Source organism: Synechococcus sp. W55.2, assembly GCF_047461635.1.
In the GTDB taxonomy this organism is placed as follows: Bacteria; Cyanobacteriota; Cyanobacteriia; order Thermostichales; family Thermostichaceae; genus Thermostichus.
Genome location: NZ_JANSHM010000056.1, coordinates 7,488 through 18,297, shown reverse-complemented (window position 1 = coordinate 18,297; position 10,810 = coordinate 7,488). Strand labels below are relative to the sequence as shown.

Here is a 10,810-nt window from a genome sequence, read left to right as displayed (position 1 = left end):
CTGTCGCGCTTGAGCCAGTCATCGACGATGTCGAACCATCCTCGCTCCTGACGCACGCGCCCTACCGCTATGGTCATCTGAACTACTCCTTAAAGACATCTAAATGAATGAGGACATTAATGAAACTACAAAGTTTGCTTCTTCGAAGCAGGAGCGGAGCCTAGGTATAAAGACTCAACTCCTGGGTCTTTTGCCTCAGTTTCCTTGAACGGCTCTTTGGCAAGAACTGCTCAGGAGTTTCCCGTTAAGTCAGGATCCCTAGCGCTTCAAGACCCTACTTAGAACCGTTTCAACAACTCGCGAGGCCCAACGGGCCATTCGAGAGCCACCAAACAAGCTTTACGGCTGTAGGCATTACAATTTAGCCTATGCCGGTAAAGACTTGTAAATTGCTTTCATTATAGAGGCGGATAGCCGGATCTCATCAAGTCTGGGAGAACGACTGTTTTTCGAGGAGTTGGGTTTGGGCCGCTACACCGCTGGAGTGAAGGCCAGGGCTTGGGATCCGATATCCTGAGAAGGCGATGTATCCCATTTGCGAGGAAGCTGAATCTATGGCTGGCGAGATCTTCACCATTGCTGGACTCTGCATTGTGCTGACCCTGGTGGGCGTGGCACTTGGATACGGGATCCTGAGGGTGACCCAAGGGGGGGCAGAGTAAAGCTGTCGAGGATTTCTCCCGGGCCCGGTATCGGGCCTTGTTACAGCTCCATGTCAATTCCATGTCAATTGGCCACCTGGATATGAGGTGGGTGGCGGAAAGATGATAAACTCATGAAGATTTGTATCGTTGGCGCTGGGGCGGTGGGAAGTCACTTGGCCATATGCCTGGCTCGGTCTGGCTTTCCCGTCAGTGTCGTGGCCCGTGGAGCTCACCTGCAGGCCATCCGCACCCAAGGTCTGAAGCTCATCCGGCAGGGGGATCCCTCCCAAACCTGGGTGGAGCACTTGACGGCCACCGACGACCCGGCTGCCCTTGGCCCACAGGACTGGCTGATAGTGACGGTCAAGGCCCACAGCTTGCCGCAGCTTGCCCCTCGGCTGGGATCCCTGTGTGGCCCAGACACCCCCATTGTGATTGCCCAGAATGGTATCCCCTGGTGGTACTTCTACCGGCATGGCGGCGAGTTTGAGGGGCATTCCCTGACTTCCGTGGATCCAGAAGGGGTTATCGCTGCCCATCTGCCGATAGAGCGGGTGATCGGCTGTGTGGTGTATATCGCCGTGCAGTTGGCAGAGCCAGGAGTGGTCTTGCACACAGGGGGTGGGCGCTACATTCTGGGGGAGCCGGATGGATCCCTGTCAGGGCGGTTGCAGTCCTTGGCCGCCATCTTTGAACAGGCGCAGCTTTCCACCACCCTCACCTCGCAGATTCGGGCCGAGATCTGGCAGAAACTGTGGGGCAACGCTGCCTTCAATCCCATCAGCGCCCTCACCCGAGCTGCTCAAGATGAGATTGCTCAGTACCCACCCACCCATGCTCTGGTTCGGTCGGTGATGCGGGAAGTTGAGGCTGTAGCCCAAGCTCTGGGGATCCGGCTGCCGGTCTCTTTGGAAGAGCGGCTAGAAGATGCAGCCCGCGTGGGATCCCATCGCACCTCGATGCTGCAGGATATTGAGCTGGGGCGACGGACGGAGATCGAGGCCATTGTGGGAGCCATCACCGAGTTGGGGCGTTTGGTGGGGGTGCCCACTCCCCATTTGGATACTCTGTATGCTTGCGTCAAGCTGCTGGAGCGCTCTCTTTAGGCTCTTGCAGGGAGCGGTAGGGTCGCTACCGAACGGCAGAGAAACGATTCGTTTGCTGGATCCCAGACTCCCCTTGGGGAAGTGGCTCGAACTCCTAGAATGGCTGTAGCCTCGAACTGACGAGGAAGCTGAAGGTAGCTGTCCATTTTTCTCCGACTCAACCCAACTGAAATCACAGCATTTGAATTAGCAAATGATGCTTGAAAACTCCATCGTGCTCATCACCGGAGCCAGTAGCGGCATTGGGGCCGCTTGTGCCACCCTTTTTGCCCGTTCTGGAGCCCGCCTGATTCTGGTGGCCCGCCGTCAGGATCGGCTGCAGGAACTGGCTGGGGAATTGCAGCAGGCTTACGGCACTCCTTCCTACCTGCTGGCTTTGGATGTGCGGGATGGGGCAGCCGTGCAGCAGGCGCTTCAATCTTTGCCCTCGCCGTGGGCCAACATCGACATCTTGGTCAACAATGCAGGTTTAAGTCGTGGCTTGGACAAGCTCCACATGGGGGCCTTGCAAGATTGGGAAGAGATGATCGATACCAACCTCAAGGGGTTGCTCTATGTTACCCGCGCCGTTTTGCCCGGCATGGTGGAGCGAGGTCGAGGCCATGTGGTGAACATCGGCTCCATTGCCGGTCGGCAGACCTACCCAGGTGGCGCTGTGTATTGCGCTTCCAAGGCCGCCGTGCGGGCCATCTCCGAGGGGCTGAAGCTGGATTTACTGGGCACCCCCATTCGCGTCACCGAGATTCAGCCGGGCCTGGTGGAAACCGAGTTCAGCCAAGTGCGCTTCCGTGGGGATCGCGCCCGCGCGGCAGCGGTGTATCAGGGCCTCACCCCCTTGACGGCGATGGATGTGGCCGAGGTGGTGGTGTTTGCGGCAACCCGTCCCCCCCACGTGAACATCAGCGAGATCTTGCTTGTGCCCACCGACCAAGCCAGTACCACCCTCGTACATCGTCGATAAGAGGCCGGCAACCGGGCTTTCGCCTCCACTCTTGCTTCCCTGAGCGACAATGGCAGCAAAGGTGGTGGGAACATGGGACTGGAAGCCGGGATCCTGATCGGGTTGGGAATCGGTTTGCTTTGCACGTTGCTCCTGCTGTGGCAGACTCGGCGCCGTTTCAGACGCGAATTGCAGCGGTTGGGATCCCTGGTGCATCTGGCCATGCCCCTCCACTCCCTGGAACAGATGCTCAGCTTGCTCAGCCGTTATCTTCGCCAACAAGATCTGGATTGGGCCAACCAAAAACAGCAACTGCAAAACTGGCAATACCTGAGTCAGCGGCTCCCTTGGGGATATCTGCGGGTAGACGAAAACAACGTGGTGCTGGAGTGCAATCCTGCCGCCCAGCGTCTGCTGCGCATCAACCAATGGCAGCCGGGCATCAAGCTCTTGCTGGAATGGGTGCGCTCCTATGAGTTGGATCAGCTCATCGAGGCTACCCGCCGACAGGAGACCGCTGCTCCTGTCCAAAGTCGCGAATGGATTTTCTACCCTTCCGGTGGGGATGGCAAACCGATTCCGCTGCGGGCTTGGGGGTTGCTCCTGCCGCAAGCGCACGTGGCCATTTTTTTAGAAGACCGGCTGGAAGCAAAAATGCTGGCCCAACAGCGGGATCGCTGGGCTTCGGATGTGGCTCACGAGCTGAAAACCCCCCTCACCTCCATTCGCTTGCTGGCCGAAACTTTACAAAGCCGGGTCGATGCCGCTCAAGCAGTCTGGGTGGAACGATTGCTAAATGAAACTCTGCGCCTGAGCCATTTGGTTCAAGACTTGCTCGAACTCAGTGCCCTCAATCTGGGAGCCGCATCCCGCTCTCAGTGGCGCTGGGTGGATCTGGCAAGTCTGGTGCAGGAAGCCTGGCAAAGTTTGGAGCCGTTGGCCAAACCCCGCCACCAGGAACTGCACCTGAGGGGATCGTCCCAGATCTATCTCTGGGGGGATGAGCAACGCCTATACCGCCTCGTTCTCAATCTCTTGGACAACGCCATCAAGTATGGCAAGCCCGACTCTCCTATCCACGTGGTGCTTTCGGAGCAGGGATCCCAGGTGCGGCTAGAGGTGTACGACCACGGCCCTGGCCTGCCAGAAGATCAATTTGAGTTGGTCTTTCAGCCCTTTTACCGCACCGACACTGCGCGGGCCCGCAGCAAAGGCGGAACCGGCCTAGGGCTGGCAATTGTGCGGCAGATTGTCGAGGTTCATGGGGGCACCATCCAATTGCGCAATCACCCACAAACCGGTGGGCTGTGGGTTCAGGTGGAACTGCCCCGGAAGCACTTGGATCCCTTGTGAAGCCTATCCGAAAACGCTCGCGTCAGTGGCCCGCAGCCAGAATCTGGACGAGAATCGCCTAAGATTTCCTTTCTTCAGGGCTGTCCATCTCAGGGGTGATCCCCTAGAATTGGGGTAGGTAATCCTTACAGTTCATCTTAAGCAGGCATTCGGAATGGGTACTGACTATCATTCCGCAGACTTGTTGTCCGAACGGGAGCTGCAGGTCATTGAGTTGATTGCAGCAGGACTGACCAATCAGGACATCGCGGAACGCCTAGAGATCAGCAAGCGCACCGTTGACAATCACATCAGCAATATTTTGAGCAAGACCCGAACGGCAAATCGGGTTGCCTTAGTACGCTGGGCCTTGCAGTGGGGAAAGATTTGCCTGGATCAGGTAAACTGCTGCACTTTGGTCGATGACAAAATTGCTTAGTCCTATCCTGTTTTGCCGGTCAAGTGTCCAGCAAAGAGTGTTGAGCGGGGGGGTTTTGGTGACTGTATTGCCCAGAAGTTATAGTCATTTCAATGAGGAATGAAACTGTTCCGTTGCAGTGCTTCCTAGCTCTTCTCTCTCTTAGGGAGAGGGATTGGGGGGCTCGCGGAAGTGATGCGGAGCATTTGGGCGACACCGCGGAGTAGTTAGGAAGCGTCTTAATCTAACTTGAAGTGACTATACTTGAGTTGTTTTGAGCTACGTTGATTGGGTTGTCATACGTGAGCGTCCCCAAGCTGAAACGCTACGCTGTTCGCTACGATTCTATGCCCCTGATGGTTTATCGGGAATTGGCTGCCCATTTGGCTTGTGTTTCAGGGGTGAAAACGGAGCTGGAGTGGAAAAAAAACTCCACCTTTCGCTACCAAGACAGCCAAATAGAGGCATTGCATATTCATCAAGAACCCGATGCCGACATAGAACAAATTAAGCGTATTCTTGACCACTATGGAGCGTGGCAGTATAGCCCCTTAGAAGACTAGCTCTCTCTGCAACCCAAAAGGGATCCCTAGGGATAGGGATCCCCGGATGATTCCTCTGCAAGGTCTGGGAAAAACCAGTTCAGCGAGCAGCTTGGCCTTGGGCAGGCAGGTGCAGCTTACGAGCCAGGCCCAATCTCGCCAACAGCCAAATGGCCCAGTAGGTCATGTCGATCTCCCACCAACGCAAACCGGCCTTAACGCACTTCGGGTCGGCATGATGGTTGTTGTGCCACCCTTCACCATAGGTCAGAATCGCCGCCCACCAAAGGTTACGAGCATTGTCATTGCTCTCGAAAGTCCGGTAACCCCAGAAGTGGCTGGCCGAGTTGATTAACCAGGTGCAATGCAGTAGCAGCACTGTCCGCACAAAGATACCGTACACGACGAATGACCAGCCCCCCAGCAGGTAGAGTATCGCGGCCAATGGCAGCTGCAGAAGCAGGGCGTACCTATCCAGCCAGCGGTAGAAGGGATCCCGAGCCAAGTCCGGCGCAAAGGCAAAATACTTCTCAGGGTTGAAAAATTCTTCGCGGTGGTAGATCAGCCAGAGTATGTGGCTCCACCAAAAGCCCTTACGAGCAGAATAGGGATCCCTCTCCTCGTCTTCGGTAAAGGCGTGATGCTGACGGTGGCCACCCACCCAAAAGATCGGCCCCCCTTGAACGGCCAGGGCACCGAGAGTCGTGAAGACATATTCCAGCCACTTGGGCACCTGGAAACTACGATGGCTGAGCAGGCGGTGGTACCCCAAGCAGATGCCTAAGCTGCCGAAACACCAGTGGAGAAACAGGGCTACCCCCAGAGCGGGCCAGGAGAAGAAGAAAATGCCTCCCACCAAAGCCACCACGTGAAAAATGGCAAAGAAGAGCACATGTTCCCAAGCAAACCGAAAGGACTCTTGGGGCTCGGGCCGATTGAGCGGAGCGGGATGATTCAGCGATTGGCGAGAAAAAGAAGTGGTCATGAACCCACAAAACCTCAGAAGAAGAAGTAGACTAGACTGACTAGGAAAGAGCCAAAACACAAAGCCCAAGCTAAGGCCGCCGGATAACAGCGGCCCAACGTGAAAACGGAGTCAAACCTCTGAAGACACCGCCATAGCCAGCGGTGACTTGCTATGTGCTCCGCTGTGATGAACTTGGCTACACAGGAAGAAGAGGAGCAGAGGCAACGCTGCCGACATCCTCTCGCTTGACATTAAGCCTAGCGGTATTCCACCGTAAATGCAAGCGTCACTTGCAGCCCGCCGCAATTCTTCAGGTTTTCTCCTCACTATGGCACGTCCTTCTTCTCGGCAAAGGCTGCTGAATGCGGCTCGGGAGCTGTTCGTTCGTCAGGGCATCACCCAAACCACCACCCGTCAAATTGCGGATTTGGCCGGAGTGAATGAGGTCACCCTGTTTCGGCACTTCGGCACCAAGCAAGGGTTACTCCTGGCCGTATTTGGGGAGCTGGGGGTCTTTTCCGGCATAGCCGATCTGCCTCTGAAGGCGGATCCCGCCCCCTCTCAAGGCTCTGGGTTACAAGCCATTCTCCTGCGCTATGTCCACACCTGTTTTCGGGCTTTGGCCGATAATCCTGAACTGGTGCGCTCCCTGGTCGGGGAGGCTGGCCTTTATTCTGAGGAACATCGTCGCGCCTTGCGGATGGGTTTTTCTCAGGCCCAAGAACAGCTGACAGAGTATTTGCGGCGATTTCCCAACTCTGAGTTGCAATCTGTCGAGCCAGATCGCCTTTATGCAGCCGTTGGGGTTTTGCATGTAATGATTTTGGGAGCAGCAATGTTGGCGGTAACTGCCGAGTTGCCTTCCGTTGGCGCCGACGGAACCAAGCCCTCTGTTGAGGGGCAGCTATCGGATGAAAAATCTAAAAAATCAGAGAAAGGCGCCGAAACCGCCAGGATCCCCCCCCTTCTGCAAGCCTGCGTGGAGCTGTGGATGGCAGGCGTGACCCAACAGAGACCAGATAGAAAAGAGAGGAGGTTGTAAGCCGGGTTCTGTAGTGCAGAGTTGCACTGGCGATCATCTATCTGGGAGTGATGTTACCATCACCCTCTAGCGGCTCACCACCATCGAGAGCACCCTTCCCCGCTTTGGGTACCGTGATCTCGATGCAGCCAACAGGGGCGAAGAACAGCCATGATCCTGCGGCTGCGGCCTTGCTTTCCACCGGGGTTTACCGAGCCAACGCCTCACGACGTTGCTGGTGGGCTCTTACCCCACCTTTGCACCCTTACCTGTGCTGGGATCCCAGCCATCGGCGGTATGTTTCTGTGGCACTATCCTCGCGGTTACCCGCACTGGGAGTTTCCCCAGCGGTGTGTTCTTCTGAAAGCCCGGACTTTCCTCATCCCGCTGTCTGGTGGCGACAGCAAGGACGCGATCGCCTGCCCCTCCTCTCTCTTCAGCTCGATCCTACTGCATCTCCCAAACCTAGAAAATCCCGGAAATCGGTACAAACTCCACTTGATCGGGAATGTTGGGGGCCAGGTGTAAGATTTGCCGGTTCAAATCCATCACCACAGCCGCCACGCTTTCGGTGCGATCCCAGACGGGCAGATGGGGATCCGGATAGCGGCAGATGCAGTGGGGGGCATTTGTCCGGTCCTGTAGGATTTTTTGAAGAGCGACCGCGTCTAGGGTTCCCGTTTGAGCACTCTGGCGAAGCAAATGATAGGCCCGTTCTAGCCTTGTGGAGGATCCTATATGGGGGGCAGCTCATCTTCTCGCAAGGCCGGATCCAGGAAATGATTGGTGTGGGCGAGGATCCCTCCTTGAGGGAGATGCAGGCCAATTCCTCGTGGACTGATTTCAAAGCTGATTGCACTAGCGGGCTGTAGGCCTACCGCCTGTCCTGTAATACCGGCAACGCTGACACAAGAGGAGGCGGTGTAAGGATAGGATCTCACCCTCTCCACAGCTTGCTGCCACTCCTCACACTCCAACAACAAGCGCAATAGCAAATGCACCGGCATTCCCTCGGTTTGCCCATCTAGGGTAGAGCGCAAGAGGTTGAGGGCCACGGCCAACCCTGCTCGGTTGAGGCCGATTTTGGCCAGGATCCCAGCTTCGGTCAGGGTGAGGTAGGCAGGGTGGTTATCGGAGCGAACGCACAACAGCACACAGGCCCTGCGCTGCTCCCCGATCCAATCCCAGGTTTGGGCCAAGTAGGTGTGGTGGGTGGAGGTAGCCTGGGGCAAGGCCGCTAGGGTAGTACATTCTCCCCCATCTGACTTGGCTGGGTTTGGATCGATGAGTTTCTCCATTGCCTTGCATTCATGAGCAGGATCCGCTGGGTGCTGGGGTACTCCGTTTTGGAGATTGTGTTCCAGAGCAGCGGCGCAGTTGGGATGGGATCCCCTGGGAACCGATCTGGATAAAATTTCGGTGCGCAAATTGAGGGCCAGAATCTCGGCGAAACGAAAGCCACTCCCCGCGGCAATGCCTTGGATTTCTTCCAGCAGGTGGGGCACGTGGCGCTCTAGCCAGGGCAGGGATCCCTCTGCTTGGGTCTGGGCCTGCTGCCAGGTGAGACCACAGCGGTAGGCAAATTGGCGGGCGTAACTAGCAATGCTGTGGCGAATGAGTTGGGCCGCCTGGGATCCATACTGTTGGCCTCGTTGCTGGGGATCCCCCTGCAGATGAAGAATGGGGAACATGGTGCTGGTTTGCCCGTGACCTCAATAGGTGGGCAGGGAGGGATCCACCTCACAAGCCCAAGCGTGAATGCCGCCGCTGATGTTATGAACCTGAGTGAACCCGTTGGCCTGTAGCCACTGGCTCATCTGAGCAGAGCGGAGGCCATGATGACAGAGCACAAAAGTTGGCTGATCTGGATCCAGCTCTGTGAGGATCCGTTCCCTCCATTCCTCGTACTGGCTCAGGGGATAGTTGCGAAAGCCCAGGGCATTCAAATTCACCAGCTCCAGCTCTTCCGGTTCGCGCACATCGATCAGTTGCAGAGGGCTGGCCTCAGGATCCTGCAGGTATTGGGCCATCTGCTGTGGCGTGATGGAGCGGATGGAGAAAGACATCGTGAACTCGGGTCTACAGGGATCCCTTCTCAAGATACACCGGCTCAATGGCTGCCCTGAGACTGCCTACAAGGGCTAAGGTGTCACCTTGATTTGAGATTAGCTTGGGTATGGCTGTGCAGCGCTTTTTGATGGACACGGATACTGCTGGAATGATTCGCAGCGTGATGGAAGGCACCTTTGTCGGCGGCATTCGAACCTTTGGCCTGGAGAATGACGGTGTCGGCCACGCCCTGGAGGAGTACAACCAAGCCTTGCTCCCGGCAGATTTGGGGGTTGCTGTGGAAGCGGTGAAGCAAAGCATTATCGCCGGAACCCTCCAAGTTCCTGAAGAGCGTTAGATTTTTGTTGCCGATTGATTGCGGATCCCTGGCGAAGCCTTGACTGAACAGGGGATCCATTAGAGGATGTTTTTGCTGAGAGCATTGGATCCCACCTTGGCCATCTATTTTGACCTCCTGGCAGTGGTTGGTTGCTCTGACCCTCTTGACCGATAAGCGCTTCTAAAGGGCTTTCCACCTATGGTCGGCCAGCTATCTAAATCTGCTTGGGGGATCACTTCCCTGGTGCTGCCCCTGTTGGCCGGAATTGCCCTCGGCTGTGGGGGCAGCGGCGGCAGTTCTCCACCTCTTCCTCCGCCAGGTGGCGGGCCCATCATCCTGAGAGTGGATCCGGCCAGGGGCCCCTTTACCAAGGTGGCCGATGCCGTTGCAGAAGCGCAGCGGCTGCAAAATGCCACAGCAGGACTAGAGGTGCTGATCCAGATTTTGGGGGCGGGCAAGGAGAGACTGGAGAAGAACCTCGCCCTGGATGGAGGTGACGGCACCAATGGCGGGCGGATTCGGATTACCAGCTCTGCTGCCTACGAGATCCTAGCGGGGTTGTTCGATGTGGTTGTAGCCAGCCAAACTAGCCTGCAAGGGGTAGAGGTCGTGTTGGAAGGTGGAAAGATTCAGGTCAACGGTGGCACTTTTCAGCCGCGCAAGGTCACCCTCAACGACCCTCGCTCCAACATCTTGGTCAACGGCAATGCTGCGGTTCTAGAGGGAGCCTTGAACCAATTGGCCGAGATTTTGTGCCAGCAATTTTTGGATCCCTGTGTGCAGATCTCCGGAAACAGTCGAGTCAGCGGCATTTCGTCAATCGTTAGCAAAACAGGCGGGGTGGGCATAGGCACAACACCAGGAAGTAACCCAACCCTCGAGAACAACACGATTCTCTTACAAGCTTTAGGGACTTTGGCCGTTCGCTATGGTGACAACTCCGGCGGGACCTTCCGCAACAACCAAATCGAAGGGGATCCACCTACCGCTGGGGCTGGCTTAGTGCTGCAGGCTCGGCAAGCAGGTACGAGTGGCACTACCGGGATTCAACTGGATGGGGCAGGCTCAATTCCATCCATTCAATCCAACAGGATCGGCGTGGGTGGGATAGCCGGGAGCGTCGGCATTCGCATCTTGCAAGGAACACAAGCCCGTACCCTTTCTGGAAATACATTTCTGGCTCGGGGCGAGGGCAGAGGGATAGCAATTCAAGCGGCCCCCGGCACCCCAGATGTGGTGATTGCAGCCTACCTAGCCGGCAATGCCTTCCAGGGGAACTTTGCTGAGAGAGTTGCTGTGGGACTCTTCACACCCACACCTGAGCCAACGCCTTCTCCCACCCCGACACCTACACCCGTGCCCACACTTAGGCCGACGCCTTCTCCCACCCCGACACCTACACCCGTGCCCACACTTAGGCCGACGCCTTCTCCCACCCCGACACCTACACC

General features: G+C 56.7%; 12 protein-coding genes, 1 other RNA gene and 1 pseudogene. 9 read left to right on the top strand and 5 right to left on the bottom strand.

Annotation, left to right across the window (positions count from 1 at the left end; all coding sequences use genetic code 11):
• The first annotated feature begins 554 nt into the window (after positions 1-554).
• The 6 genes from NW828_RS10860 (at position 555) to NW828_RS10835 (ending at position 5,003) form a co-directional block, all read left to right on the top strand.
• Complete coding sequence (locus NW828_RS10860; protein ID WP_414329137.1) at positions 555-662, top strand: PetM family cytochrome b6-f complex subunit 7; 108 nt, start codon at positions 555-557, stop codon at positions 660-662.
• Positions 663-775: 113 nt separating this feature from the next.
• Positions 776-1,750 (top strand): ketopantoate reductase family protein, encoded by a 975-nt coding sequence (locus NW828_RS10855; RefSeq protein ID WP_414383810.1) that lies wholly within the window; start codon positions 776-778, stop codon positions 1,748-1,750.
• 193 nt (positions 1,751-1,943) lie between these two features.
• Positions 1,944-2,711 (top strand): SDR family oxidoreductase, encoded by a 768-nt coding sequence (locus NW828_RS10850; RefSeq protein WP_011432494.1) that lies wholly within the window; start codon positions 1,944-1,946, stop codon positions 2,709-2,711.
• 72 nt (positions 2,712-2,783) lie between these two features.
• The gene (locus NW828_RS10845; RefSeq protein WP_414383807.1) at positions 2,784-4,043 is read left to right on the top strand and encodes a sensor histidine kinase; all 1,260 of its coding nucleotides are present in this window, start codon (positions 2,784-2,786) and stop codon (positions 4,041-4,043) included.
• A 154-nt stretch (positions 4,044-4,197) separates the two neighbouring features.
• Positions 4,198-4,461 (top strand): helix-turn-helix domain-containing protein, encoded by a 264-nt coding sequence (locus tag NW828_RS10840; RefSeq protein WP_011432496.1) that lies wholly within the window; start codon positions 4,198-4,200, stop codon positions 4,459-4,461.
• 281 nt (positions 4,462-4,742) lie between these two features.
• Positions 4,743-5,003: a hypothetical protein gene (locus NW828_RS10835; RefSeq protein WP_414343320.1), complete on the top strand. Its 261-nt coding sequence runs from the start codon at positions 4,743-4,745 to the stop codon at positions 5,001-5,003.
• 79 nt (positions 5,004-5,082) lie between these two features.
• Here the strand turns inward: NW828_RS10835 and NW828_RS10830 are convergent, their stop codons facing one another.
• Positions 5,083-5,967, bottom strand: coding sequence for an acyl-CoA desaturase (locus tag NW828_RS10830; protein WP_414383804.1), 885 nt, complete (start codon positions 5,965-5,967; stop codon positions 5,083-5,085).
• A gap of 259 nt (positions 5,968-6,226) precedes the next feature.
• On the opposite strand from NW828_RS10830, the pseudogene NW828_RS10825 reads away from it, so the two are divergent.
• Positions 6,227-6,433: pseudogene (locus tag NW828_RS10825) on the top strand (helix-turn-helix domain-containing protein); the annotation flags it as partial.
• Positions 6,434-6,972: 539 nt separating this feature from the next.
• Here NW828_RS10825 and rnpB read toward each other — a convergent pair.
• The 4 genes from rnpB to NW828_RS10805 form a co-directional block, all read right to left on the bottom strand.
• Positions 6,973-7,403, bottom strand: an RNA gene (gene rnpB, locus NW828_RS10820) — RNase P RNA component class A.
• A 32-nt stretch (positions 7,404-7,435) separates the two neighbouring features.
• Positions 7,436-7,672 (bottom strand): hypothetical protein, encoded by a 237-nt coding sequence (locus NW828_RS10815; RefSeq protein ID WP_414383801.1) that lies wholly within the window; start codon positions 7,670-7,672, stop codon positions 7,436-7,438.
• A gap of 32 nt (positions 7,673-7,704) precedes the next feature.
• On the bottom strand, positions 7,705-8,661 hold the full coding sequence (locus NW828_RS10810) for a C45 family autoproteolytic acyltransferase/hydolase (protein WP_414383798.1): 957 nt from the start codon (positions 8,659-8,661) through the stop codon (positions 7,705-7,707).
• Positions 8,662-8,682: 21 nt separating this feature from the next.
• Positions 8,683-9,036 (bottom strand): rhodanese-like domain-containing protein, encoded by a 354-nt coding sequence (locus NW828_RS10805; RefSeq protein WP_414383796.1) that lies wholly within the window; start codon positions 9,034-9,036, stop codon positions 8,683-8,685.
• A 110-nt stretch (positions 9,037-9,146) separates the two neighbouring features.
• On the opposite strand from NW828_RS10805, the gene NW828_RS10800 reads away from it, so the two are divergent.
• Together NW828_RS10800 and NW828_RS10795 are read left to right on the top strand one after the other, a co-directional pair.
• The gene (locus tag NW828_RS10800; RefSeq protein WP_414383793.1) at positions 9,147-9,377 is read left to right on the top strand and encodes a hypothetical protein; all 231 of its coding nucleotides are present in this window, start codon (positions 9,147-9,149) and stop codon (positions 9,375-9,377) included.
• 225 nt (positions 9,378-9,602) lie between these two features.
• Positions 9,603-10,810 (top strand): right-handed parallel beta-helix repeat-containing protein (locus tag NW828_RS10795; RefSeq protein WP_414383790.1); only part of this gene is annotated, 1,208 nt, incomplete at its 3' end.